This is a genomic window from Mangrovimonas sp. CR14 (assembly GCF_011764015.1).
Lineage (GTDB): Bacteria > Bacteroidota > Bacteroidia > Flavobacteriales > Flavobacteriaceae > Mangrovimonas > Mangrovimonas futianensis.
Window position 1 is genome coordinate 318,984 of sequence record NZ_JAAFZY010000001.1, and the last position, 24,577, is coordinate 343,560.

27 protein-coding genes are annotated in these 24,577 nt (G+C 36.8%); 17 read left to right on the forward strand and 10 right to left on the reverse strand.

Going from position 1 to position 24,577, the window contains the following annotated elements; translation table 11 throughout:
- Positions 1-12 precede the first annotated feature (12 nt).
- Positions 13-801, reverse strand: a complete 789-nt coding sequence (locus GZ212_RS01335; protein WP_166956588.1) for a TerB family tellurite resistance protein — start codon at positions 799-801, stop codon at positions 13-15.
- A gap of 117 nt (positions 802-918) precedes the next feature.
- Between GZ212_RS01335 and GZ212_RS01340 the strand changes: the two genes are divergently transcribed.
- From GZ212_RS01340 to GZ212_RS01355, 4 genes are all read left to right on the forward strand, one after another.
- Positions 919-1,329: a BrxA/BrxB family bacilliredoxin gene (locus GZ212_RS01340; protein ID WP_053970676.1), complete on the forward strand. Its 411-nt coding sequence runs from the start codon at positions 919-921 to the stop codon at positions 1,327-1,329.
- A 76-nt stretch (positions 1,330-1,405) separates the two neighbouring features.
- Entirely contained in the window at positions 1,406-2,143 is a 738-nt protein-coding gene (locus GZ212_RS01345) for a 1-acyl-sn-glycerol-3-phosphate acyltransferase (RefSeq protein ID WP_166956591.1), read from the forward strand.
- 12 nt (positions 2,144-2,155) lie between these two features.
- Positions 2,156-3,148 (forward strand): acyl-ACP desaturase, encoded by a 993-nt coding sequence (locus GZ212_RS01350; RefSeq protein WP_053970678.1) that lies wholly within the window; start codon positions 2,156-2,158, stop codon positions 3,146-3,148.
- A 14-nt stretch (positions 3,149-3,162) separates the two neighbouring features.
- Complete coding sequence (locus tag GZ212_RS01355) at positions 3,163-3,813, forward strand: HD domain-containing protein (protein ID WP_206080360.1); 651 nt, start codon at positions 3,163-3,165, stop codon at positions 3,811-3,813.
- On the opposite strand, the gene GZ212_RS01360 is transcribed toward GZ212_RS01355, so the two are convergent.
- Complete coding sequence (locus GZ212_RS01360) at positions 3,810-4,694, reverse strand: AraC family transcriptional regulator (RefSeq protein ID WP_166956594.1); 885 nt, start codon at positions 4,692-4,694, stop codon at positions 3,810-3,812. The genes GZ212_RS01355 and GZ212_RS01360 overlap by 4 nt on opposite strands.
- A 207-nt stretch (positions 4,695-4,901) precedes the next feature.
- Here GZ212_RS01360 and GZ212_RS01365 point away from each other — a divergent pair, with 207 nt between their 5' ends.
- Positions 4,902-5,501: a hypothetical protein gene (locus tag GZ212_RS01365; RefSeq protein WP_166956596.1), complete on the forward strand. Its 600-nt coding sequence runs from the start codon at positions 4,902-4,904 to the stop codon at positions 5,499-5,501.
- An 81-nt stretch (positions 5,502-5,582) separates the two neighbouring features.
- On the opposite strand, the gene GZ212_RS01370 is transcribed toward GZ212_RS01365, so the two are convergent.
- From GZ212_RS01370 to GZ212_RS01405, 8 genes are all read right to left on the reverse strand, one after another.
- Positions 5,583-6,656 (reverse strand): PA0069 family radical SAM protein, encoded by a 1,074-nt coding sequence (locus tag GZ212_RS01370; RefSeq protein WP_166956599.1) that lies wholly within the window; start codon positions 6,654-6,656, stop codon positions 5,583-5,585.
- A gap of 110 nt (positions 6,657-6,766) precedes the next feature.
- Entirely contained in the window at positions 6,767-7,549 is a 783-nt protein-coding gene (locus tag GZ212_RS01375; RefSeq protein ID WP_166956601.1) for an enoyl-CoA hydratase/isomerase family protein, read from the reverse strand.
- A 3-nt stretch (positions 7,550-7,552) separates the two neighbouring features.
- Entirely contained in the window at positions 7,553-9,013 is a 1,461-nt protein-coding gene (locus GZ212_RS01380; protein ID WP_166956604.1) for an ATP-binding protein, read from the reverse strand.
- A gap of 50 nt (positions 9,014-9,063) precedes the next feature.
- The gene (locus tag GZ212_RS01385) at positions 9,064-9,612 is read right to left on the reverse strand and encodes a CopD family protein (RefSeq protein WP_166956606.1); all 549 of its coding nucleotides are present in this window, start codon (positions 9,610-9,612) and stop codon (positions 9,064-9,066) included.
- 2 nt (positions 9,613-9,614) lie between these two features.
- Positions 9,615-10,976: an MATE family efflux transporter gene (locus GZ212_RS01390; protein WP_166956609.1), complete on the reverse strand. Its 1,362-nt coding sequence runs from the start codon at positions 10,974-10,976 to the stop codon at positions 9,615-9,617.
- Between the two features lie 4 nt (positions 10,977-10,980).
- Positions 10,981-12,009 carry a ferrochelatase gene (hemH, locus tag GZ212_RS01395; protein WP_166956611.1) on the reverse strand — a complete coding sequence of 343 codons (1,029 nt, stop codon included), beginning with the start codon at positions 12,007-12,009 and terminating at the stop codon, positions 10,981-10,983.
- 12 nt (positions 12,010-12,021) lie between these two features.
- Positions 12,022-12,774, reverse strand: a complete 753-nt coding sequence (locus GZ212_RS01400) for a ThuA domain-containing protein (RefSeq protein ID WP_166956613.1) — start codon at positions 12,772-12,774, stop codon at positions 12,022-12,024.
- Positions 12,734-13,633: a helix-turn-helix transcriptional regulator gene (locus GZ212_RS01405; RefSeq protein WP_053970688.1), complete on the reverse strand. Its 900-nt coding sequence runs from the start codon at positions 13,631-13,633 to the stop codon at positions 12,734-12,736. Before GZ212_RS01405 ends, GZ212_RS01400 begins: the two co-directional genes overlap by 41 nt.
- A gap of 189 nt (positions 13,634-13,822) precedes the next feature.
- On the opposite strand from GZ212_RS01405, the gene hemA reads away from it, so the two are divergent.
- Genes hemA through GZ212_RS01465 form a run of 12 tightly spaced genes read left to right on the forward strand, consistent with a single transcriptional unit; the run spans position 13,823 to position 24,576 of the window.
- The gene (gene hemA, locus GZ212_RS01410; protein ID WP_166956615.1) at positions 13,823-15,082 is read left to right on the forward strand and encodes a glutamyl-tRNA reductase; all 1,260 of its coding nucleotides are present in this window, start codon (positions 13,823-13,825) and stop codon (positions 15,080-15,082) included.
- The gene (gene hemC, locus GZ212_RS01415; RefSeq protein WP_053970690.1) at positions 15,075-15,986 is read left to right on the forward strand and encodes a hydroxymethylbilane synthase; all 912 of its coding nucleotides are present in this window, start codon (positions 15,075-15,077) and stop codon (positions 15,984-15,986) included. The genes hemA and hemC overlap by 8 nt, the downstream gene beginning before the upstream one ends.
- A complete protein-coding gene (locus GZ212_RS01420) occupies positions 15,983-16,630 on the forward strand; it encodes a uroporphyrinogen-III synthase (protein ID WP_166956617.1) in 648 nt (215 codons plus the stop codon). The genes hemC and GZ212_RS01420 overlap by 4 nt, the downstream gene beginning before the upstream one ends.
- A complete protein-coding gene (hemE, locus tag GZ212_RS01425; protein ID WP_166956619.1) occupies positions 16,627-17,652 on the forward strand; it encodes a uroporphyrinogen decarboxylase in 1,026 nt (341 codons plus the stop codon). The genes GZ212_RS01420 and hemE overlap by 4 nt, the downstream gene beginning before the upstream one ends.
- Before the next feature lie 3 nt (positions 17,653-17,655).
- Entirely contained in the window at positions 17,656-18,192 is a 537-nt protein-coding gene (locus GZ212_RS01430) for a GNAT family N-acetyltransferase (RefSeq protein ID WP_166956621.1), read from the forward strand.
- The gene (hemF, locus tag GZ212_RS01435; protein WP_166956623.1) at positions 18,182-19,084 is read left to right on the forward strand and encodes an oxygen-dependent coproporphyrinogen oxidase; all 903 of its coding nucleotides are present in this window, start codon (positions 18,182-18,184) and stop codon (positions 19,082-19,084) included. Before GZ212_RS01430 ends, hemF begins: the two co-directional genes overlap by 11 nt.
- Positions 19,075-20,100 carry a DUF4421 domain-containing protein gene (locus GZ212_RS01440; RefSeq protein ID WP_166956625.1) on the forward strand — a complete coding sequence of 342 codons (1,026 nt, stop codon included), beginning with the start codon at positions 19,075-19,077 and terminating at the stop codon, positions 20,098-20,100. Before hemF ends, GZ212_RS01440 begins: the two co-directional genes overlap by 10 nt.
- Before the next feature lies 1 nt (position 20,101).
- Complete coding sequence (gene hemB, locus GZ212_RS01445) at positions 20,102-21,091, forward strand: porphobilinogen synthase (protein ID WP_166956627.1); 990 nt, start codon at positions 20,102-20,104, stop codon at positions 21,089-21,091.
- A 25-nt stretch (positions 21,092-21,116) separates the two neighbouring features.
- On the forward strand, positions 21,117-22,205 hold the full coding sequence (locus tag GZ212_RS01450; RefSeq protein ID WP_166956630.1) for a CNNM domain-containing protein: 1,089 nt from the start codon (positions 21,117-21,119) through the stop codon (positions 22,203-22,205).
- Entirely contained in the window at positions 22,205-22,678 is a 474-nt protein-coding gene (locus GZ212_RS01455) for a methylated-DNA--[protein]-cysteine S-methyltransferase (protein ID WP_166956632.1), read from the forward strand. The genes GZ212_RS01450 and GZ212_RS01455 overlap by 1 nt, the downstream gene beginning before the upstream one ends.
- 37 nt (positions 22,679-22,715) lie before the next feature.
- Positions 22,716-23,873 carry a serine hydrolase gene (locus GZ212_RS01460; protein WP_166956634.1) on the forward strand — a complete coding sequence of 386 codons (1,158 nt, stop codon included), beginning with the start codon at positions 22,716-22,718 and terminating at the stop codon, positions 23,871-23,873.
- Entirely contained in the window at positions 23,863-24,576 is a 714-nt protein-coding gene (locus tag GZ212_RS01465) for a 3'-5' exonuclease (protein WP_166956636.1), read from the forward strand. Before GZ212_RS01460 ends, GZ212_RS01465 begins: the two co-directional genes overlap by 11 nt.
- Position 24,577 lies beyond the last annotated feature (1 nt).

Below are 24,577 nucleotides of genomic sequence, written 5' to 3' on the forward strand. Positions count from 1 at the left end.
ATATCCATTTTTTTAAAATCCTTTTTCTTTTTGAAGTTGTTCGTAAGCCTGTTGTACCTGTCTAAATTTTTCCTCGGCTCCTTCCAGGTGCTCCTTCCCTAAATGCGCCACCCGATCGGGATGGTATTTTTTGGCCATTTTTCTATATGCGGCTTTTATCTCTTCAACCGAAGCATTTTTATCAATTTCCAAGATTTTATAGGCGTGGTCCACGCTGTTATAAAACATCTCTTTAATGCTTTCAAAATCTCGAGAGCTAACCCCTAAATAACCAGAAATGGTATAGATCTGCTTGACTTCAGCCTCGGTGACATGTTCATCTGCTTTAGCAATACCAAATAAAAAGTGAATGAGTTGAAGTCTGGAGGCGTGGTCCATCATCCGTTGAATTTGCATACAGACCTGTCTTGTAGAAATATCTTGTTGGTTAATATTTTTAAACAGCTTAAAGGCGTGGTTAGCCCGTTCCTTACCATACATGTTAGCAAAATATTGACGCACAAAATTCAGTTCTCTTTGATCTTGATGGTTATCAGCCTTAATCACTATAGATGCCAAGATCAACAAACTCACCTCAAAATCTCCGGAGGTTGTTTTTCGCTCGGTATACTGATCATAATTAGGCCTTTTTCGGTATCTAGGTCGTTCTCTTTTTCTGGGCTCCCCTTCTCCCAAATAGGGAAATCCATCACCATCTGCCATCGAATCTACAACCGACCCCAAAGCCAATCCAATAATTGCTCCTATAGGTCCGCCAAAAGACCAACCCAAAGCAGCTCCAAGCCATTTTGAAATACTCATGGAAACTATCAATTTAATTTATAGGTAAATATACTATTTGTTAGTAGAATGCTTCTGCCATTTGTTACACAATTGGTATCTTTGCCCCACAATTATTAATCATAAAAAATTAAATATATGTATCCAGCAGAATTAGTAAAACCAATGCGCGAAGATTTAACCAATGTTGGGTTTGAGGAATTGCATACTGTAGAGGCTGTTGATGCTGCTATAGCCAAAGAGGGAACGACCTTAGTAGTGGTCAACTCTGTTTGTGGTTGTGCGGCAGCAAACGCACGTCCTGGGGCAAGAATGAGTTTGCAAAATGCTAAAACGCCTGATCATTTGGTGACCGTTTTTGCAGGTGTAGATAAAGATGCAACAACTAAAGCTAGAGAATATATGATTCCTTTCCCTCCAAGCTCTCCTAGTATGGCTTTGTTTAAGGATGGTGAATTGGTTCATATGCTAGAGCGTCATCACATTGAAGGAAGACCAGCAGAAATGATTGCTGACAACTTAATGGATGCCTATAACGAGCATTGCTAGATTTAAAATCTAAAAAAAATTAAAGCCACATATCAATGTGGCTTTTTTGTTTCCAATTTTGGACTAACTTTGACCCATGCAAAAAATACTAGCTTATCCCTTAACTATTTTATATTTTCTGTTTTTTGGGCTGACCTTAATTGTTTTTCATCCCATTCAATGGGTTTGCTTTAATGTTTTTGGTTATCAAGCACATAAAATAAGTGTTGATTGGTTGCAGTTTTTTCTGATGCGCTCCATGAATGTTTTAGGAACTACTTATACGTTTCATAACGACTATGACATTGATACCAACCAACCTCTAATCATTGTAGCCAACCACCAAAGCATGTATGATATTTCTCCCATTTTATGGCATATGAGAAAACATCATCCAAAATTCATCAGTAAGATAGAATTGGGAAAAGGAATTCCCAGTGTGTCCTATAATTTAAGACATGGAGGCTCTGTTTTGATCGACAGAAAAAATCCAAGGCAATCCATTCCTGCCATTATGAAATTTGGAGAATATATCGAAAGCAACAATCGGGCAGCGGTGATTTTCCCAGAAGGAACTAGAAGCAAAGATGGAACTCCTAAAAAATTTCAAACCAAAGGTTTGGAGATGTTATTCAAAAAAATACCATCTGCTACCATAGTACCCATCACCATTAATAACTCCTGGAAAACGTTAAAATATGGGAAATTCCCTATGGGATTGGGCGCAAAAATCTCTTTAACTGTGCATAAGCCCATTAAATTGGCTACCTTTGAAAATAGGGAGAATTTGGTTTCTACAATAGAAGAAACCATTACCTCTGGAATTCAATACTAAAACCTTATAATTATGTCTTTAAAAAATGTAAGACTGGAAGTGATGCAGTTCTTGGAAAAAGACGTGGATTCACTCATCGAAAAATATCTTATCCCCATAGATAGCATTTGGCAACCTACCGATTTTCTGCCAAACTCAGAAAAAGACTCCTTCTTGAACGAAGTGGAAGAAATTAGAGAACTCTCAAAAGAATTACCCTATGACTTTTGGGTGGTACTTGTTGGAGATATGATCACCGAAGAGGCTTTGCCTACCTATGAATCCTGGTTGATGGATGTTGAAGGGGTAGACCAAGTGGGCAGAAATTCGTGGTCTAAATGGGTACGCCATTGGACCGCTGAAGAAAATCGCCATGGTGATGTGTTGAACAAATACTTATATCTCTCAGGAAGAGTCAACATGAAGGAAGTTGAAAAAACAACGCAATACCTAATTGCTGACGGGTTTGACATTGGAACCGATCGAGATCCTTATAAAAATTTCCTGTATACGAGTTTCCAGGAATTGGCTACCTATATTTCACATAATCGAGTCGCTCAAATTGCCAAGAAAAAAGGCAATATTAAGCTGTCTAGAATGTGTAAAATCATCTCAGGTGACGAAATGAGACACCACAATGCCTATTGTGAGTTTGTAGAACGTATTTTTAAGGTGGATCCTAGCAACATGATGTTGGCTTTCCACCACATGATGAAGTTAAAAATTACCATGCCGGCTCATTTCTTAAGAGAAACTGGGCAAAGCATTGGTCAAGCTTTTGAAGAATTTTCAAATACAGCACAACGTTTGGGTGTTTACACCTCTAAAGATTACGTTGACATTTTGGAAAAACTTCTTGTACGCTGGGAAATAGATAAAATTGGAAACCTCAACGATGAAGCTGAAAAAGCTAGGGACTATCTTATGAACCTACCAGCTAGATTAACCCGATTGGCTGAACGCATGAAAATCCCAAATGAACCTTATCAGTTTAAATGGGTTGAACCAGCTGCATTAAAAAGCTAAACATCTCTTTCTTTTTGGAACAAGAGCTTATAAAAAAAACTGAAGCGTTTGTTAAGCAAGAATTACAACATGCCGAAGGAGGCCACGATTGGTTTCACATCGAGCGTGTATATAAAAACAGCCTCTTGATAGCCAAAACCGAAAATGTCAATCATTTAATTGTTGCCTTGTCTGCATTACTTCATGACATTGCCGACAGTAAATTTCACGATGGCAATGAATCTATAGGTCCTGAAAAAGCTGAAAACTTTCTCAGGACCTTACATTTGGATCAAACCTATATTGATCATATTGTTCAAATTATCAAGAACATTTCTTTTAAAGGCGGAAATTTTCAACCCGATTTTCATTCAGCTGAGTTGGAAGTTGTTCAGGATGCTGACCGCCTGGATGCTATCGGAGCCATAGGAATTGCCAGAACCTTTAATTATGGTGGGTTTAAAAACAGGAAAATTTATGATCCTGAGGTAAAACCTCAACTCAATATGACCAAGGAAGCTTATAAAAAATCTGAAGCTCCAACTATTAACCATTTCTATGAAAAGCTTTTACTTCTCAAAGACCGCATGAATACGGAAACAGGAAAAAAACTGGCTCAAAAACGACATGATTTTATGGTTGATTACCTCAATCAATTTTATTCCGAATGGAATGGTACGGTTTAGTACTGAATAATGTGTTTAATTTCTGCGCGATATTTGGAGGCGCTCTTTCCTGTAATTTCCTTAAACAGTTTATTGAAGTGTGAGAAGTTATTAAAACCACTTTCAAAACAAACATCTGTAATACTCAGCTGACTTTCGTTTAGTAACTTGGTGGCGTGCACTACGCGATATTCATTAACGAGTCTCGTAAAGGTTTTCCCTGTTGCCTTTTTCAAATACCTACAAAATGCCGGTTCGGTCATACTCACCTTATCTGCAATTTCCTCTAAGGAGATGGCTCTTTTGAAGTTGTTGTTGATGAATTTGAAAATGATATTTAGCTTTTCGTTGTCCTTAGGTTCTGTCTCAAAAGCAAACCCATCGACGTTCAAAAGTGTGTAATCTTTGGAAAGCCCAAGTTCATTGAGTATTTCCAATAGCTTGATGATTCTTTCAAAACCTTCATAGGTAACTAGACTTTGTATCTTAGGCCCCACTTCCTTTTTTGTTTCAGGCTTAAATAAAATACCCTGCTTTGCTCTTTCCAATAACTGTTTGATATTGGTCATTTCAGGTTTATCAAAAAACAAGTCCCCCAAAAAATCAGGTTTGAATTGAATAATGGTTTCGGAACCATTACTAGTCAAACGATCTGTAAACCCATAGTGCGGTAAATTGGAACCTAAAAGCATTAACTGACTATTGTTAAAATAAGACAGATGGTTTCCAATATGACGCTTCCCTTTCCCTTTATTGACATAAACCAATTCTATCTCTGGGTGAAAATGCCATTTTCCATTACTCTTTTTAATCACATCATTAATGGCTTCGGTATGATGCCTTACCAAAATAGAGTTACCAAAACCTGTTGTAACCTTTTCGTATGTAGCCTTTATTTTCATTTCAGAACTCTTTTCGCTGCAAAATTAAAATTTACTCGAACTGCAAAAATATGGTTTTTTAACAACTATCTATACTATTTTAACCCTACAACGTTTTCGTTTATTTATTGATGTTAATTTAGCATATAAATTTGAAAAAACTGTTGTTTTTATCTGCTCATTTAGCCTCTAAATTTGCCCCATGTGAAACCCATAAATCTCACTGTTATGAAAAAAGTACTTAAAAACAGCTTAATATTGGTAGCCGTATTTACTACCTTCTTAAGCTTCGGAAATGATTTTCCGCCATTGGCTAAAAAAAGAGCCGTAAAAGAAACCTATGTGACCTTTAAAGATGTTAAAAAAGGTGCAACATTAACCTTAAAGGATAACGATAATGAAGTTATCTATCTTGAGAAAATTCTTTTGTCGGGTACTTACGAGAAAAAATTTGATCTTTCTTTACTTCCTTCAGGAGAGTACTATTTTGAATTGGAAAAAGACATTGAAATAAAGACCAAACCATTTACTGTCACTTTTCAAGAGGTAACATTCCACGACAAAGAAGAAAGCCAATTCCATAAACCAATAGTTAGAATTGAAGAAGAAAAAGTGTTTATTTCTCAGTTATCCCTTAAAAAGCATCCACTTAAAATTGAGCTTTTCTATGACGGAAATGGCAAGAGCAACGAATTGGTTTATTCTGAAAAACTATCAAACGACATTATCTTGGAGAGAATTTTGAAACTTTCTAAAAATGAAAAAGGAAACTACAAATTAGTTATGTATTCAGAAGGACACGAATACATCGAAAAATTTAGTTTATAAGTCTGTTTTTGAATTTAAATTAGTGTGTGAAACGCTTATTGATTTTGAGTAAAAACCCCGAAGGATCGGGGTTTTTTTATTTTAAAACAGCCTTAACTGACCATTTTTATTAACCTCATGCAAAGACGTATTTAAAGGCGTCAAAGCTCTATCCTTGAAATATTTTCTTTTGGCCAAGCTCATGGCTATTCCTATTTGCTCTGCAATTTTTCCTTCTCCCTTCATCCTGACACCATACCTACTTTCATTCAAAGTCCCTCCATGGCAGCTTTCAATTTGATGCAACACCTTTTCGGCGCGATCTGGCAGAGTCTTTTTGATCCAATCTGTGAAAATTTCACCAATAGCGCCGTTCAACCTAACCACTGTATGTCCAATTGATTGTGCTCCATACTCTGAAATCTTTTTTGCCAATGGTAAAATTTCATGACTATTTATAGATGGGATGACAGGAGCTATCATCACATTCACGGGAATACCTGCATCGCTAAGTATTCGAACCGTGTCCAATCGCTTTTGAATAGTTGCCGTTCGAGGTTCTAAAATGCGTCTGGTTTCCTCAGATAAAGAGGTAATGGACATATTGACTTGAATCAGCTGGTCCTTGTTTAGCTCTTTCAATAAATCCAGATCCCTTAAAATCAAACTGTTTTTAGTTATAATTCCCACGGGATGCCTTAATTTTAAAAAAACTTCCAAACACTGTCGGGTTAATTCAAATTGCTTTTCGGCTGGTTGGTAACAATCTGTATTACCAGACATGACAATAGGATAAGCCTTCCATGATTTTTTTGATAAAAAAGATTCCAAAAGTCTAGGCGCGTTTTTTTTAACCATAATTCGCCTTTCAAAATCAAGGGCTGCATCATAACCCCAGTATTCATGAGAATTTCTTGCATAGCAATAAACACAGCCGTGTTCACAACCTTGATAGATATTCATGGAATATGACATCCCCACATCGGGACTATCCACTTTATTGACTATGGTTTTTGGAAAAACTTCTAAAAAAAGCGTCTTGTTTTTATCAGCCTCTTCGCCTTCCTTAGCACAATACTCCAAAAAATCTGCCCGAACTTCATGATTCAGTTCAAAAAACCGATTGGCGACATTCATTTGGGCACCACGCCCTTTGATGGCAGTTTTGGAATCCATAATACTGGTTTAAAAAGAAATTTGCTCAGGAAATCTTTTTAAAGCTATCAATTATTAGCCTCCAATAATGTTAAAGTATTTTGAAGTTATCCACAATGGACTCTGCCTTCCTATTTTCCAGGAAAATCAGCAGGTCGTTTTTCTAAAAATGCTGTGGTTCCTTCAGCGAAATCTTCTGTTCCAAAACAGTTTCCAAATTCATTGATTTCGAGTTCAAAACCATTAACACCATCTTCATAATTGCCATTGATAGCCTTAATTGCTGAAGCAATAGCAACTGAAGAATTTTTCATGATTTTTCCCGCTATTTTTTGAGCTAAAGGCAATAACTCCTCTTGGCTAGACACGTGGTTTACCAAACCATATCCCAGTGCCGTATTGGCGTCTATCATACCAGCGGTCATAATAAGCTCCATCGCCCTACCTTTTCCAATCAATTGCGGTAGTCGTTGGGTTCCACCATAACCAGGAATCACACCCAAAGAAGTTTCAGGCAATCCCATTCGGGCGTTGTCACTAGCAACTCTAATATGGCATGACATAGCTAATTCCAATCCGCCACCTAAGGCAAAACCATTGACAGCAGCTATCACAGGTGTTGACAAATGAGCTACGAATTCAAACAATAACTCTTGCCCTTTAGCCGCTAAAAGCTTTCCCTCGTTGACATCAAAATGGGCAAACTCACTAATATCGGCTCCCGCTACAAAAGCCTTTTCACCACTACCTGTAATGATAATGACTTTAACATCACTATCTTGATCTGCCTCCTTGAAAGCTTCGTGAAGTTCGGCAATGGTTTCTTTATTTAATGCGTTTAGTTTTTTCGGACGATTAATGGTAATGGTAGTAATTCCGTTATCAAAATCGGCAATAATATTGTTGTAAGACATAATTTATTCTTTTGGAAAGGATACCCTAAAAGTGGTCCCTTTATCTTTAATAGATGTAAAGGTAATACTTCCATGGTAAGTTTCCACGATGTTTTTAACCATAGCCAGGCCAAGTCCCATCCCACTCGTTTTGGTAGTAAATTTAGGTTCAAAGATTTTTTCTTTGTTTTCTTCTGAAATTCCTTGCCCATTATCGGCGACAGAAATAACCACGTTTGATGCTTCTTCAAAAACATGAACCACAATATTTTTGGGCTCTTGATCTTCAGGAATCGCTTGGATACCGTTTTTAACCAAATTGGTAATGACCCTTATAAGCTGTGTTCTATCAAACTTGGCAGTAATTTGTTCTTTATCTGAGTTGAAATGGATAAAGTCCTCACTAAAAATATCCAAAGCCAATTTGGTAATTTCTACAACATTAAGGGTTTCACTTTTTTGTGCAGGCATCTTGGCAAAATTTGAAAATGCCTCGGCAATAGAACTCATAGTATCAATTTGCTGAATCAAGGTTTTTGAATATTCATTGACCTTATTGAAGATTTCTGGATCTTGAGGATCAAATTTCCTTTGGAAACTCTGCACGCTCAGCCGCATGGGTGTCAAGGGGTTTTTTATCTCATGAGCTACTTGTTTTGCCATTTCCCTCCACGCTTGTTCCCGCTCACTTGTGGCCAACTTAACCGCACTATCCTCCAGTTCGTCAATCATGCTGTTATATGAAGACACTAATAATTCTATTTCCTCACTTGGTGACTCAATGTTGATCTTTTTGTTTCGCTTTTCTAGTCTTGTTTCCTTGATTTTATCACTAATGGTCTTCAAGGATTTTGTGATGTATTTGGACAATAAGTAGGCCAATCCTACTGCAATGAAAAGCATAAACAAATAGGCAATTCCCAACTTAATCAAGAAATCTTCCAACTCTTTGTTTAGAAAGTTATCATCTCCCAGATAGGGGATATGCAAAATGGCTAGAGGTTTAAACTTACGATCTGTGATATAGGAAAAAGAAGCCTGCTTTATCTGACCGTCTTCCATACTTTTAATGACATATCGATGTTCAGCTGTATTGGCCAATTGGTTTAAAATCTCAGCATCGAGACATTTTGGAATAGAATCGTTGGGCATGCTGGCTTTTGAAGAAATCAAAAAGCCTCCTTCCAGATCATATAAATTAATCGTTAGCCTATGAATGGCAGCAATTTCATAAATCTTATCATTATACCTGAAAATATTAGGTATTTTCTCAGTTTTGACTTCGTAAGTTGTCTCATTGATCACATAATCTATGTGTTCTTTAATATTTGCTTCCTTACTTTCTAGTCTGTCCTTATGATAGTCCTGAGCTTCTTCGTTATATTGATAAACTGTTACCACCGCAATGACAATGGAGGCTAAAAGCACCAAAAAAATCATGGCTATAAAGATGCGGTAACGAAACGAAAATCTTCTAAGCTGCATTTAAAGAAATCTATTGAATTGACCTAAAGGTAACAATTATCACACCAAATTTAAGCGTTTGGATTTTTACTTCTTATATTCTTGTAAACCCTAAATCCAAGCATGATTAATATTCCAAGAACTATTAAACCAACGAGACCAAACACCCAATTGATGGCACTTTTCAGAATAACCAAAAAGACTACAGCAAATAGGATAAAGGTGGCCCCTTCGTTCCAAAGTCGCATAAAATTGGAAGTTTTTTTTACCTCTCCTCTCTGTAGCTGCTTGAAAAACTGATGGGTTTTTAGATGATAAATTATCAATAGCACCACAAAAAGCAACTTCACATGCATCCAAGGTTGTTGCAACCAAAATGGTTGTAAAATTAATAACCAAACGGCAAAAATAGTTGCTAAAATAGCAGATGGCCAAGTAATAATATTCCATAGCCTTTTGGCCATCAATCTTAATTGATCCCCCAAAATTTCCTTTTCGGGAGATGGTTTATGAAAAGCCTCAATTTGATAGACAAACAGTCTAGGAATATAAAAAAGACCAGCAAACCAAGTAATCACAAAAATGAGGTGTAATGATTTTATGTAGTTATAATATTCCACAGTTAATTTGATTGAATAGGTTGACCAATTAAATGTTTTCTCACCTCCTTATTCAAAAAATAGGCCGTAACAATGGTTGATAAAACATCAGAAATAGGAAAGGACATCCATACACCTCTTTCCCCTAAGAAAATAGGTAAAATAAGAATAAGTGGAATAAAGAAGAATCCTTGCCTAGTCAAGGTTAATAAAAGTGCCGGAATGGCTTTACCTATGGCCTGAAAGTAGGCAGCACCTATTAGCTGGATGGCAATAATAGGAGTTGCCGCAAACACCCAACGCATAGCAGAAGGTGTTTCTTTTAGAACTTCCTCATCATCAGTAAACAGCCTGGTGATGTAATCTGGAAAAACCATCAGCAACACAAAAATGATACTGGCCAAGATAATGGCATATTTAATTGCTGTATTAATCGATTCGCGAACTCGAGCATATTCAGAAGCGCCATAATTATATCCCGCTATTGGCAAGAATCCCTGCGAAATACCAAAAACAGGAAACAAGGCAAACATGAGCATTCTTCCGACAATGGCATAAGCCGTTACAGATAACTCCCCGCCTAAATTGAAAAGAATATTATTCATAAACAGATAGGTAATACTCACAACCGCTTGTCGAGCAAGGGTAACAAAACCCAGCGACCCTATTTCTTTAACAATATCTTTTTTAAGAAACAAATGATGGAAACTCAATTTCAATTCAGAATGTTTGGACTTGAAATACCAAACAATAAAGAGGAAACACAACAAATATGATCCGGTAGTTGCCCAAGCAGCACCTGCCATTCCCCAATCCATCAAATTGATGAAAACGTAATCCAAGATTAAATTTCCAATAGATGGTATCAACATGGCATACATGGCAAATTTAGGCTTGCCCTCGGCTCTAATAACCGTATTCCCCATCATACAAAGTGCCAAAAAGGGCACCCCATATAACACTATGATATAATAAATCTTTGCTGGACCAAAAATATCGCCTTTTCCACCAAAAGCTGGAATCATGGTGTCTACAAAATAAAGCCCCAAAACAGCCAAAATGACTGTAAAAGTTATGGTTAACGACAATTGATTCCCGAAGGTTTGGAGGGCCTTCTCTTTATTTTTTGCACCCAAAGCCCGAGAGATTATAGAAGATCCCCCTACACCAATACTCATACCAAGTGCGGCAATAAAAAAGGAAACTGGTAACACAACGTTGATAGCCGCAATGGCAATAGAACCAATCCAATTTCCAACAAAAATGGTATCCACCAAGATATTCAGGGACATCACCAAAATACCTATGGAAGCTGGAACCGCTTGCTTCACCAATAATTTACTTATTGGCTGCGTGCCTAAATCATCTGATGTTACTTTGGACATAAATTTAAGATGTTACAGATTGGCCCCAATGGTTTATCCATTTGCTCAACAAATTTACCCATTCTTGGTCATCATTCAAACAAGGCACTGTGGTGTAATTCTTACCTCCTACTTCATGGAAAATTTCCTGACCTTCCATGGCTATTTCTTCTAATGTTTCTAAACAATCACTAACAAAGGCAGGTGTTACAATGGCTAAGTTTTTTACACCATTTTTACCTAACCTTTCAATCGTTCTATCGGTATAGGGTTGTAACCATGGATCAAATCCTAATCGAGATTGGAATGATGTAGAAAAGGCGCCTTCCTTCAAATTGAGTTTTTCAGCCACAAGTCTTGTTACTTCAAAACATTGATGTCTGTAGCAGAATTGGTGCGCTTTTGAAGCAGTCACACAACAGCTACCATCAATTTTACAATGTGATTTGGTAATATCACTCTTTTTAATGTGTCGCTCGGGGACGCCATGGTAAGAAAACAAAACGTGATCATAAGATTGACCTTGCAGATGTCTAGCAATACTGTTTGACAGCACATCAATATAATCAGAATCATTATAAAAGGCTGGTAAATCCGCTATGCTTAAATTCGGAAAAAATGCCTTTCTAACTTCTTCAGCTTTAACAATAATTGTTTCTGTAGTTGCCATGGCAAACTGAGGATATAGAGGAATCATCAATACTTCGTCAACACCCTGATCAACCAACTCCTGAAGTCCTTTTTTGATGGTCATACTTCCATATCTCATTGCCAATGCCACGGGAAAATCGATTTGCTTTTGAATCTTTTCCTGTAATCTTTCTGAAATTACAATAAGGGGAGAACCTTCTTCCCACCATATTTTTTGGTAAGCCGCTGCTGAAGCCTTGGGTCGTGTGTTTAAAATAATCCCACGAACAATAAAACTACGCAATAGGTATGGCACATCAATAACACGTTCATCCATTAAAAATTCATCCAAATAGGTCTTTACATCCTTTGGATTCGGGCTATCTGGAGAGCCTAAATTGACCAACAATACGCCTTTTTTCATCTATATTCTATTCTATTTTTTTAAACAATATTGAATACCACCAAGTAAATGGCCTAAAAACTCTTTTTCTAGATAAGATTCCTTGGTATGGCCACATCCTGTGTAAAATGACCTGCCACCATCAAATTCTTGATACCAAGCAATGGGATGGTGTTTTCCATTTTCTCCACCAATATAGGATGATTCATCCAACTCCATGATAACCTGTATATCATCTTTTATACGCTTGTAATTATACCATTCATCAAATCTTGTCCACTCTTTTGAAAGATGTTGGCAAGCCTGATGACTAGGCTCAATAACTCTAATTTTGGCTTCTGATTGTTCTGGGTGATTTAAAAAATAAGCCCCGACCAAATCACCATACCAGGTCCAATCATATTCAGTATCTGCCGCAGAATGTATTCCCATAAAAGCGCCACCCTTGTTTATGAAATTCTTAAAACTAATTTCTTGTTCAGAATTGAGTACCTCCCCGGTTGTATTTAAAAAAATGACCAAATCGAAATCCTTTAATGTGTCTGGGGAGAATATTTTTGAATCTTCGGTATGTACCACCTCAAATTCATTTTCTTTTCCCAACTTCTTAATGGCCTGTGCACCGGTTTCTATGGACTCATGCCTGAAACCAACCGTCTTAGAAAAGACTAAAACACGATCATTTTTACTACACGAAAAAAGCAGTCCAAATATCAGAAACAGGAAACCCATTCTGAAAATTGCACTAAACAATGGATTGAATATATTTTTTAGGTGTTGTACCATATTTCTTCTTAAATGCCGAAATAAAGTGGCTGGCTGTACTATATCCAACTTTTAAACCTACTTCATTGACATTATGCTCTCCAGATTCTAAAAGTTTTCTAGCATATTCCATCTTGTAATCAAACAAAAAGCTAAAAACGGAATCACCATATATTTCTTTAAAGCCTTCTTTCAATTTTTTCAAGCTCAATCCAATTTCTTCAGATAACTCTTGCAACGTTGGTGGCTCAGCCATCCTTGTAATCATAATATCTTTGGCCATCCTCAGCTTTTGCACATTGGTTTCATCTACTAGAAATGGGCATTGTTCAATATTGGCATCTTCGCTGCGGTGAAAATACAAACTTAAAAGTTCATAGGCCTTACCTTTAAAATAGAGATGCTTTATATTGCTATTAAGATTGTAATTGATAAGTTGATTTAAAACAATGGCCATGGACGGCGTAATAATACCATCTTTGTAGTACTTTTTATCACGATTATCCGCACTCAAAAAAGTAATATAATCTGCTTCTTGAGAGAACAAACCGTGAAACTTCTTAATAGAAATAATTAAGGATATAAGCCACGAACTTGGATTCAATTCTAAATGTATTGGTAAATCCCTTTCTGGATTGTAAAGCAACAAGGACTTTTCATCAGGAATATTTAGGGCATATCTTCCTTGATTAAACATAAATTGACATTCACCTTTAACACAAAAATGAAACTGGATAAAACTACTATCAATCTCACGTTCAACGATTTGTTTTTCTGCAGTGTCATTTTGATAAGTGAGCACTAAAAAATCAGAATCTACTTCCACCTCAGTGAACGACCCTTTAGCGGTATTTTTTTCTGTATTTAAATTAGCTTCCATTTTCTTTTATTTAGAATTATTCTAAACAGATATTCTGTAATACCCTATACAGTCCACAAAAGTATAACTTTTCACTGCTTTATGCCCAAATCGACACTAAAAAACCAATAGCGACAATAAAAGTTCCTTAAGCGTTATTTTTTTTTTGACCAGCCTTCTATTTTTGTCCATTGAATTTCCAAGTCAGGTATGGAATACAACAACATTTCGAAAACCACATCATTTTATGCCATTGGTTTAAGTTACAAAAAAGCCGATGCCGAAACTAGAGGTCTTTTCAGTTTGGACGAAACTGGGAAGCAATTAGTTTTAGAACAAGCCAAAGAGAATGGCCTTGACAGCCTCATAGCCGTTTCCACTTGCAACAGAACCGAATTGTTTGGGTTTGCCGAACATCCCTACCAGCTCATAAAATTACTTTGTGATAATACTAAAGGCTCTATTGAAACCTTTCAAGAAGTTGCCTATATCTATAAAAACAACGATGCCGTTTCCCATATGTTCAGAATGGGTTCGGGACTAGACAGTCAAATCCTTGGTGATTTTGAGATTATCAGTCAGTTAAAAATAAGCGCTAAACGATCTAAAAAATTGGGCATGCTGAATGCCTTTTTAGAACGTTTGGTCAACGCCATTATTCAGGCTAGTAAGCGCATTAAAACCGAAACAGACTTATCTTCAGGAGCTACATCGGTATCTTTTGCCTCCGTTCAATACATCATGAACAATGTTCCTGAAGTGAGCGCCAAAAACATTTTACTCTACGGAACAGGGAAAATAGGCAGAAACACCTGTGAAAATTTGGTAAAGCATACCAAAAATGAACACATTACCTTAATCAATAGAACAAAAACAAAGGCCGAAGAAATTGCCGGCAAGTTTAATCTATTGGTAAAAGACATCAACCAACTGCAAGAAGAAATTCAAAGTGCAGATATTTTGGTAGTTGCTACTGGTGCTCAAAATCCGACAGTTGATAAAAGCATCCTTCAAATCAAAAAGCCTTTATTAATTTTAGATTTATCCATTCCAAAAAACGTCAACGTGGATGTCACTGAATTGGATCACGTGACGTTGGTACATTTAGATGATTTAGCAAAAATTACAGATGAGACGCTTGAGAAGCGTAAAAGTCATATCCCCGTTGCCGAGACCATCATTGAGGAGATCAAAGCTGATTTCAATATATGGCTTAACACTAGAAAATTTGCACCTACTATTAAAGCTTTAAAATTGAAACTCAATGATTTTAAAGCTGCTGAATTGGAAAACCAAAGGAAAAAATTTGTAAATTTCAACGAAGAGCAGGCAGAAATTATCGGCAATAATATTATACAAAAAATAACCAATCACTTTGCTCATTATCTAAAGGAAGACGCTATGTCTACCGACGAAAGCCTCGACTGGATTAAAAAAGTATTTCAATTAGAAGATACAGGGCATGTCTAAAATAATTAGAATCGGTACTCGCGATAGCAAATTAGCGCTTTGGCAAGCTGAAACCGTTCAAAATAACCTTCAACAATTAGGATACCGCACCGAATTGGTTCCTGTGAAATCCCAGGGTGACCTCATATTGGATAAACCTCTTTATGAATTGGGGATTACCGGAGTTTTTACAAAAACATTGGATATTGCCATGATTCAAGGTGATGTAGATATTGCGGTGCACTCCATGAAAGATGTTCCAACCAGACTTCCCAATGGCATTATTGAAGGGGCCGTTTTAAAACGTGCTAACATAGAAGACATCTTAGTATATAAGAAGTTGGATTTTCTGGAATCAAAAGGCACAATAGCTACGGGAAGCTTAAGGAGAAAAGCTCAATGGCTTCATAAATACCCTAACCACGAAGTAACTGGCTTGAGAGGGAATGTGATCACACGACTTCAGAAACTTGAAGAATCTGATTGGGATGGAGCAATTTTTGCAAAAGCGGGCCTTGAGCGTATTGAAATCTTACCTGAAAACCATATTTCCCTGGATTGGATGATTCCAGCACCAGCACAAGGAGCCATGTTGGTTGTTTGTATGGATTCAGATGAGTTTTCCATTGAAGCCGTTTCCAAACTCAATCATCAAGAAACCCAAATTTGTGTAGGTATTGAAAGAGAATTCCTTAAAGTTTTGGAAGGCGGGTGTACAGCACCCATTGGCGCTATTGCCAAGATAAACCATGACCAAATTGATTTTAAAGGCGTGCTGTTATCTCTTGATGGGAAGGACAAAATAAGCATAGAAAGAACCATAGCTCTGGATAATTACACAGGCTTTGGAAAAGCCTGTGCTCTGGAAGTTTTAGAAAATGGAGGTTATAATTTGATGCAAAGCATCAAGAAGGAGCTGTCATGAAAGTAATTTCAACCAAAATATTGACTCAGGATCAAAAACAGATTCTGAAAGATGCCTCTATCGAATTAATTGAATACTCTTCCATTCAAATTGATTTTTTACCTTTTGATGAAGATATTATTGCAGATAATGCCATCATAACCAGTCAAAATGCCGCCAAAGCGGTTATTGATAAAAAAATTCTAATCAGAAACTGTTATTGTGTTGGTGAAAAAACCAAATCCTTTTTAGAAGAAAATGGCCAAAATGTGAACAAAATGAAGCAAAATGCTTCAGATTTGGCTCATTTTATATCTAAAAACCTAAATAATGAGCAGTTTTGGTACTTTTGCAACAACTTAAGGCGAGATGATTTACCAAGTATCTTAAAGGCTCAAAACATCAAGATTAATGAAGTTGAAGTCTATAAAACGTCTTTAAATTTTCAAAAAGTAAATGAGGCATTCGATGCTATCTTGTTCTTTAGTCCGAGTGGTATCGAAAGCTTTACAAATCAAAATAAATTAAAGGATCAGGCTGTTTTTTGTATTGGAAACACTACCGCTCAAGCTGCCAAAACTTTTACAAACAACATTCATACTGCCAGTAAACCAACCATAGAACATGTATTGCAACAGGTAGTTAAATACTCAAAACAAAAATGATTAAAAACGATTTATTCTTAAGAGCACTTAAAGGAGAAACTGTAGAAAGACCACCGGTTTGGATGATGAGACAAGCCGGCAGATATTTACCAGAATTCATGGCGATTAGGGAAAAATATGATTTTTTCACTAGATGCCAAACTCCTGAATTAGCAAGCGAAATAACCGTTCAACCCATCAGAAGATATGGAATGGATGCTGCTATTCTTTTCAGTGACATTCTTGTTATACCGCAAGCCATGAATATTGAGGTCCAAATGAAACCTAATTTTGGTCCTTACCTGCCCAATCCAATCAGAAGTCAAAAGGATGTAGATCAGGTCATAGTTCCAGACGTAAAAGAAACGCTAGACTATGTTTTTCAAGCTATTAAGGCAACTAAAGAATTATTGAATGAGGAGATTCCTTTAATAGGGTTTGCAGGTTCCCCTTGGACCATTCTATGTTATTGTGTGCAAGGTCAAGGCAGCAAAACTTTTGATAAGGCTAAAGAATTTTGTTTTACAAATCCAATAGCAGCACATCAGTTACTTCAAAAAATTACAGATACTACTATTGCCTATTTAAAGGAGAAAGTAAAAGCAGGAGTCAACGCTGTACAGGTATTTGATTCTTGGGGAGGCATGTTATCTCCTGTAGACTATCAGGAATTTTCATGGCCTTATATCAACCAAATCATTGAGGCTTTAAAAGATGATGCGCCAGTCATTGCTTTTGGAAAAGGTTGTTGGTTTGCATTGCATGAAATGTCAAAAAGTAATGCCTCTGCATTGGGAATTGACTGGACTTGCTCTGCGCAAAACGCACGTTATCTAACAGGGGGTAAAATCACACTTCAAGGAAACTTTGATCCAGCTAGATTACTTTCACCACCTGCAGAAATAAAAAGGATGGTCCACCAAATGATTAATGAGTTTGGGAAAGACAGATATATCGTAAATTTAGGACACGGTATTTTACCCAACATTCCATTGGATCATGCTAAAGCCTTTGTTGATGCGGTAAAAGAATATACCGTATAGCATATGATATCAGTTTTTGAGACATTTTATATTGACACGCTTAAACCTGAAGACGCATTGAGCTTAAGTAGCTTAATGATTCGTAATGGAAAAAGGTTTCAGGAATACCTTCCCAAGACCTTAGCAGCCAACTTATCAGAAAGTGCCTCAAAAGACTACATACAAAAAAAGCTTACTGAATTTGAGAATAAAGTAGAATTCACTTTTGCAATCAAAGACAAAGACACCCATAAAGTAGCTGGATTGGTCATTTTGAAAAATATTGATTGGGTCAAAAAGCAGGGAGAATTTGCCTATTGCTTAGGAAGAAAATACTCAGGTAAAGGTTGGATGAGTCAAAGCATGGAATCTCTCAAGGAATATGCCTTTTTAAATTTAGGTTTAAATAGGCTTCAAATTTTAATTCACAAAACAAATATAAGCAGTATCAATGTTGCTAAACGGGCTGGTTTTTCTTGGTCTGAAACCTTGGAAAACGAGTATGTTTCTGGAAAATCAACATTAGATATGGAATTATATGAATTAGCTCATGAAAGATAGATTTTACCAATACATACAAGACTTACAAGACATTATTACTTCAAAATTAGAGGAGCTTGATGGTAAAGCTCGTTTTCAAGAGGATTTATGGGAACGACCAGAAGGTGGTGGCGGACGCACTCGTGTCATCCAAAACGGGAACGTATTTGAAAAAGGAGGCGTCAGCATTTCTGCAGTTCATGGAGCATTACCAGAATCTATGCAAGCCTATTTTGGTGTTAAGGATGCTGATTTTTTCGCCTGTGGACTAAGTTTGGTACTACATCCAAAAAACCCAATGGTGCCAACCGTACACGCCAATTGGCGCTATTTTGAGATGTACAATAAGAAAGGTGAGGTTGTTGATCAATGGTTCGGAGGCGGACAAGATCTAACTCCTTATTATCTATTTGAAGAAGATGCCATTCATTTTCATAAAACCTGCAAATGGGCCTGCGATAGACATCATCCAGAATTCTATCAAAAATATAAAGAAAAATGTGATGATTACTTCTGGAATACCCACAGAAATGAGGCTAGAGGTATTGGTGGATTATTCTTTGATTATTGCAAAGCCCAGGAGGATTTTGGAATGGATGCATGGTTTGATTTTATAACCGAGGTAGGTGATAGTTTTTTAGAAGCCTATGTGCCTATTTTATTAAAAAGAAAAGACTTAACTTACACAGAGCAACAACGTAAGTGGCAAGAAATAAGAAGAGGACGTTATGTTGAGTTTAATTTGGTACATGATAAAGGCACTTTATTTGGTTTAAAAACCAATGGAAGGATTGAGAGTATTTTGATGAGTTTGCCTCCACACGTGCAATGGGTCTATGACCACCAACCAAAACCAGGAACAGAAGAAGAAAAACTAATCAACATATTAAAACAACCGAAATCATGGGTTTAAAAAAACTAGCACTATCTCTTTCATTAGCCATTTTACCTATTATCACCTTTTCTCAAGAAACCGAAGAAGAGATCGTTTATAAGGAAGAATCTGAATACAAGGTTTCCTACCCCAACAGAATTACGGCAAGAGCCTTTTATGTTAACACCTCAAATTCTTTGATTTTAAAAGACCGGTTTTCTGATCTGTTTTTCAATCTCGAACCCAATAAGCAAAACCGAATAGGTGCTTCGGTTTCTTTTAGAGGCCTCTCAGCTTCTTATTCCTTCGCTCCCGACTTTCTTGCCGAAAATGAAGACAATGAACATTCCAGACTTTTTAATTTTAGCCTAAGGAATTTTTTTGGAAAGCACTTTATGCAAACCTTCGATATTTTTAATGAAAAGGGCTTTTATTTAAAATTAAACAATGATGACGCCATATCTGTATATCTTCCAAATACCAACAACTTTAAAATTGGAGGTGCAACATCCTATATTTGGAATGAGAACTTTTCATTTAGGGCCATTACCTCACAAGATGAAAAGCAATTAAAAAGTACAGGGAGTTTTATCCCCAGAATTGTATATTATTACACCAAGTTTAATTTGGAAGGTGAATCGGGAACAGATGGTTCCTACATCGACTCCAGTTACTATTCTTTTGATATCGCTTTTGCGCCTTCTTACTATTACAACTTTGTACCAACCAAAAATTTATTACTGTCGGCAGGAGCTTCAGCTGGTATAGGCCTAAACAGATCCAAATCGGAAGGCGAAGACCCTTTGGTGACGCTATTGACCGAATTAAACTTTAGAGGATCAGCAACCTATGATATAGACAACCTCTATTTAGGAGCGCATTACAGCTACTTAATTTTGAATCATGCCGCAGATAGAACAAGCCGAATAAAGGATAACATTCCTTATTTCCAAATTTTTGTAGGATATCGATTCAAAGCTCCTAAATCCCTTGTTCAGTTTGCTGATAAAATGCAAGGGAAATTGAATGAAGAAATTGAAAAAATAAAACCATAACATGTATCCTATAAACCGCAACAGAAGATTAAGAACAAATGCAAGTATTCGTTCTTTAGTGCGAGAAACCATAATAACTCCAAACGATTTTTTAGTACCCCTATTTGTGGTAGAAGGAAAAAGTGTCAAGGAAGAAATTGCTTCCATGCCTAACTATTTCAGATTAAGTCTAGACCTTTTAGAAAAAGAGGTTAAGGAATTATGGAGCATGGGATTGAAATCTGTCTTATTATTTGTAAAAGTACCTGACCAACTAAAAGACAACAAAGGAACCGAAGCCATCAACCCCAATGGGCTCATGCAAAAAGCCATTAAAACTGTCAAGGATGCCTGTCCTGAAATGATTGTTATGACCGATGTTGCCATGGATCCTTATTCCATCTATGGCCATGATGGCATTGTGGAAAATGGCCTGATCCTAAATGATGAAACTGTTGATCTTTTAACTGAAATGAGTCTTTCTCATGCAGAAGCAGGCGCTGATTTTGTAGCTCCCAGTGATATGATGGACGGTCGTATTTTATCCATTCGTGAAGCCTTTGAAGACGAAGGTTTTTTCAATACGGGTATCATGGCTTATTCCGCTAAATATGCGTCTGCATTTTACGGCCCATTTAGAGACGCTTTGGATTCAGCACCAGTGGATTTAAAAAACATTCCTAAGGACAAAAAAACATATCAAATGGATTATGCCAATCGCTTTGAGGCGCTAAGGGAAACCGAACTGGACATTGAAGAGGGAGCAGATATTGTTATGGTGAAACCAGGATTATGCTATCTGGACATAGTACGCGATATTAAAAATGAAGTAGATGTCCCACTGGCTGTTTATCAAGTTTCTGGGGAATATGCCATGATCAAAGCAGCAGCAGAAAAAGGTTGGCTAGACCATGATGCCGTTATCCTTGAACAAACTTATGCGATCAAAAGAGCAGGGGCAGATATTATTGCTAGCTATTTTGCTAAGGATGTTGTGAAATTGATTTCGTAACTTCGTACAAACCCATAACCAAAACATGAGCGCACTATTTTTCTGGGCCTTTATCTCCATCTTCTTTTCCTTTATGTGTTCCATTCTGGAAGCCGTACTATTAAGTGTTACGCCCACCTTCATTACAGTCAAAAAACAAGAGGGTAAACATTATGCCACAGTATTGGAAAACTTAAAAAAAGACGTTGATAAACCTCTTATTTCTATTCTTACGTTAAATACCATTGCCCATACCCTGGGTGCTATGATGGTAGGAATTCAAGCAGAGAAACTACCTTATAAAATAGAATTGTTTGGAATTAATACGGTAGGAGTTGTATCGGCGGCCATGACCCTATTAATTTTAATTGCCTCAGAAATCATACCTAAAACCATTGGCGCCACCTATTGGAAATCTTTGGCAAATTTCACTTCAAAAGCTCTAACAATCTTAATTTTCCCTTTAAAATGGACTGGAATTTTATGGGTATTACAATTAACTACTAAACTTATTGGTGGAAAGGGACATCATGGAAGCGTTTTCAGCCGAGAAGATTTTCATGCCATGACCAATTTGGCAGAAGAAAAGGGTGTGTTCCTAGAATCTGAAAGCAAGGTGATTAAAAACATGTTGACTTTTAAGGATGTTTTGGCAAAGGATATCATGACCCCAAGAACGGTCATGAAAATTGAAAATGAAACAACAACCATTAAAGATTTTTTCGATAGAAATTCCAATATTCGCTTTTCAAGAATTCCTGTTTATACTGATGATACTGATAACATTACAGGTTTGGTATTAAAGGATGAAATCTTTAGGGAAATGGCCTTTGGGAATGGGGACAAACTACTATCAGATATCAAAAGGACCATTATCATTATAAATCGTAGCATGCCCATCCCAAAACTATTCGAGCAACTTGTAGAGAGTAAAAACCATATGGCTTTAGTAGTTGATGAATATGGCTCTGTAAGTGGTTTGGTAACTATGGAAGATGTCATTGAAACGCTTTTGGGCATGGAAATTATGGACGAAAGTGATAGCATCGCAGACCTTCAACTATTAGCTAGAAGAAGTTGGGAAACCCGAGCTAAACGTTTGGGTCTGATAGAAGAACAGAAACCAAAAGAATAATGGATTTCTGCATCATCCATACCCCTTTAGGCTACACTAAAATTGAAGGGGATCATTTGGGTGTTTCCAAGATTTCTATTTTGAATAGTGAAGTGAGCATATCAAAAGCCATCCCAAAATCTCTTGAAGAATGCTCACGTCAATTACAAGAATATTTTGAGGGTAGCAGGACAGAATTCCAATTAAACTTGAATCCAGCAGGAACAACTTTTCAAAAGAAAGTTTGGACCGAATTACAAAAAGTACCCTACGGAAAAACCAAAAGCTACCTTGAACTATCCCGCAACTTAGGAGATGAAAAAGCCATCCGAGCCGTTGCCAATGCCAATGGCAAAAACCCCCTATGGATTGTTATTCCTTGCCACAGAATTATAGGAAGTGACGGCAGTCTTACAGGTTATGCAGGCGGATTGCACAGAAAACAATGGCTTTTGGAACATGAAAGTCCGTATAAACAAGAAATACTATTTTAATTTTTTGGTTATATTTAGTTACATCTAAATTAACTATATGAAATTTTTAAAGCCCCTTGCCAAATGGTTAGTTATTGTCCTAGGACTCCTAATCATTCTTCTTTATATCACTAACACTGACTACCTTATCAAGGCCGTAAGAACCATTTATTTAAAAGGCCATACCACTGCTTATCTAGAAGATTACAAAGAATTTGACAATAAATTCATTGAAGCAGGAAACCCAATACCCTGGCCCTATCACAAGGACTTCAACTTGGCTACCATAACTGATAAATTGGCCCAGACTAACAAAGAGTTAGGTACCATAGCTTACGTGATTATTAAAAATGACAGCATTTGGTTTGAAACATATAATGATGGCTTTGGCGAAGACTCCAAATCCAATTCCTTTTCCATGGCAAAAAGTTATGTTACCGCTTTACTTGGAAAAGCCATTATGCAAGGATATATTAAAGGACTAGATCAACCTGTTTGTGATTTCCTCCCTGAATTTTGCGAGGGAATGGCAGCAAAAATGACGGTTGGCGACTTATCCAGTATGTCCTCTGGAACCAATTGGGATGAAGCCTATTATTCGCCATTTTCAATCACCACCAGAGCCTATTTTGACGACAATTTAAAAGAAGTCATTAAAGGGTTAAAAGTGGTTCAAGAACCTGGCCAACAGTTTAAATATGCCAGTGGAGATACTCAATTGCTTGCTCTTGTTTTAGAGCGAGCCACCGGTAAAAAACTATACAATTATCTTTCTGAAGAGTTATGGAAGCCCTTGGGATGTGAACTGGATGCTCCATGGCAAGTTGATAGTGAAGAACATGATTTTGTTAAAGCCTATTGTTGTATTGCTAGTGATGCCAAAGATTTTGCAAAATTAGGAAAGCTATATAAAGATTATGGCAATTGGAATGGAAAGCAGATTTTAGATTCAGCTTTTATAGCCAAATGTGTGACACCCAGATTTTCATCCAGTCCCCAATATGGTTATGGTTGGTGGTTAAAAACTATAGGAGACAAATCCTTTTTCATGATGCGGGGACATCTAGGACAGTATGTTATTGTAGAGCCTGAGGACAACATTATTATTGTTCGTTTGGGTCATTCTAAAGGCGCAGGAAATGCCGTTGCAGTATTTACAGATGATATCAGCATCTATATTGAAGAAGCTTACAAAATGTTAGGTTATGATCTCTAAAATTAATCTTGAAAACATCCTTTTTTTAGACATTGAAACGGTTCCCGAAACAGAACATTTCAATGATTTGGATGAAACAAAACAGGAATTGTGGGACGCCAAATCCAGATACCAAAGAGGTGATGACTATTCTCCCAATGAATTTTACGACCGAGCTGGTATTTGGGCAGAATTTGGCAAAATCATTTGTATCTCCGTTGGCTATTTCAATCTTAAAAATGACGTAAGAACCTTTAGAGTTACCAGCTTTTATGGTGAGGAACCGAAACTATTAAAAGATTTTAAAAACCTACTCATTACCCACTTTAGTCAAACCAAACATTTACTATGTGCCCATAATGGGAAGGAATTTGATTTTCCATATATTGCCCGACGAATGATCATCCACAATATAGAACTTCCTTATAAATTGAATCTGTTTGGCAAAAAACCTTGGGAAGTGCCTCATTTGGATACCTTAGAACTTTGGAAATTTGGTGATTATAAAAACTACACCTCCTTGAAGTTATTGACTAATGTTTTGGGAATCCCTTCTCCTAAGGAAGATATTGACGGAAGTGAAGTTTATAAAGTCTATTACGAAGATGGTGATATTGACAGAATAATCAAATACTGCGAAAGAGATACCATTGCCGTGGCTCAAATTTTCCTGAGATTACGCGGCGATGACCTGCTTCTGGATGACGAAATTATCCACATTTAAG

Excerpts from the sequence above, each read along its gene's own strand:
- GZ212_RS01335 (WP_166956588.1), bottom strand. The coding sequence starts at position 801 with ATGAGTATTTCAAAATGGCTTGGAGCTGCTTTGGGTTGGTCTTTTGGC.
- GZ212_RS01340 (WP_053970676.1), top strand. The coding sequence starts at position 919 with ATGTATCCAGCAGAATTAGTAAAACCAATGCGCGAAGATTTAACCAAT.
- GZ212_RS01345 (WP_166956591.1), top strand. The coding sequence starts at position 1,406 with ATGCAAAAAATACTAGCTTATCCCTTAACTATTTTATATTTTCTGTTT.
- GZ212_RS01350 (WP_053970678.1), top strand. The coding sequence starts at position 2,156 with ATGTCTTTAAAAAATGTAAGACTGGAAGTGATGCAGTTCTTGGAAAAA.
- GZ212_RS01360 (WP_166956594.1), bottom strand. The coding sequence starts at position 4,694 with ATGAAAATAAAGGCTACATACGAAAAGGTTACAACAGGTTTTGGTAAC.
- GZ212_RS01365 (WP_166956596.1), top strand. The coding sequence starts at position 4,902 with ATGAAAAAAGTACTTAAAAACAGCTTAATATTGGTAGCCGTATTTACT.
- GZ212_RS01370 (WP_166956599.1), bottom strand. The coding sequence starts at position 6,656 with ATGGATTCCAAAACTGCCATCAAAGGGCGTGGTGCCCAAATGAATGTC.
- GZ212_RS01375 (WP_166956601.1), bottom strand. The coding sequence starts at position 7,549 with ATGTCTTACAACAATATTATTGCCGATTTTGATAACGGAATTACTACC.
- GZ212_RS01380 (WP_166956604.1), bottom strand. The coding sequence starts at position 9,013 with ATGCAGCTTAGAAGATTTTCGTTTCGTTACCGCATCTTTATAGCCATG.
- GZ212_RS01390 (WP_166956609.1), bottom strand. The coding sequence starts at position 10,976 with ATGTCCAAAGTAACATCAGATGATTTAGGCACGCAGCCAATAAGTAAA.
- hemH (WP_166956611.1), bottom strand. The coding sequence starts at position 12,009 with ATGAAAAAAGGCGTATTGTTGGTCAATTTAGGCTCTCCAGATAGCCCG.
- GZ212_RS01400 (WP_166956613.1), bottom strand. The coding sequence starts at position 12,774 with ATGGTACAACACCTAAAAAATATATTCAATCCATTGTTTAGTGCAATT.
- GZ212_RS01405 (WP_053970688.1), bottom strand. The coding sequence starts at position 13,633 with ATGGAAGCTAATTTAAATACAGAAAAAAATACCGCTAAAGGGTCGTTC.
- hemA (WP_166956615.1), top strand. The coding sequence starts at position 13,823 with ATGGAATACAACAACATTTCGAAAACCACATCATTTTATGCCATTGGT.
- hemC (WP_053970690.1), top strand. The coding sequence starts at position 15,075 with ATGTCTAAAATAATTAGAATCGGTACTCGCGATAGCAAATTAGCGCTT.
- GZ212_RS01420 (WP_166956617.1), top strand. The coding sequence starts at position 15,983 with ATGAAAGTAATTTCAACCAAAATATTGACTCAGGATCAAAAACAGATT.
- hemE (WP_166956619.1), top strand. The coding sequence starts at position 16,627 with ATGATTAAAAACGATTTATTCTTAAGAGCACTTAAAGGAGAAACTGTA.
- GZ212_RS01430 (WP_166956621.1), top strand. The coding sequence starts at position 17,656 with ATGATATCAGTTTTTGAGACATTTTATATTGACACGCTTAAACCTGAA.
- hemF (WP_166956623.1), top strand. The coding sequence starts at position 18,182 with ATGAAAGATAGATTTTACCAATACATACAAGACTTACAAGACATTATT.
- GZ212_RS01440 (WP_166956625.1), top strand. The coding sequence starts at position 19,075 with ATGGGTTTAAAAAAACTAGCACTATCTCTTTCATTAGCCATTTTACCT.
- hemB (WP_166956627.1), top strand. The coding sequence starts at position 20,102 with ATGTATCCTATAAACCGCAACAGAAGATTAAGAACAAATGCAAGTATT.
- GZ212_RS01450 (WP_166956630.1), top strand. The coding sequence starts at position 21,117 with ATGAGCGCACTATTTTTCTGGGCCTTTATCTCCATCTTCTTTTCCTTT.
- GZ212_RS01455 (WP_166956632.1), top strand. The coding sequence starts at position 22,205 with ATGGATTTCTGCATCATCCATACCCCTTTAGGCTACACTAAAATTGAA.
- GZ212_RS01460 (WP_166956634.1), top strand. The coding sequence starts at position 22,716 with ATGAAATTTTTAAAGCCCCTTGCCAAATGGTTAGTTATTGTCCTAGGA.
- GZ212_RS01465 (WP_166956636.1), top strand. The coding sequence starts at position 23,863 with ATGATCTCTAAAATTAATCTTGAAAACATCCTTTTTTTAGACATTGAA.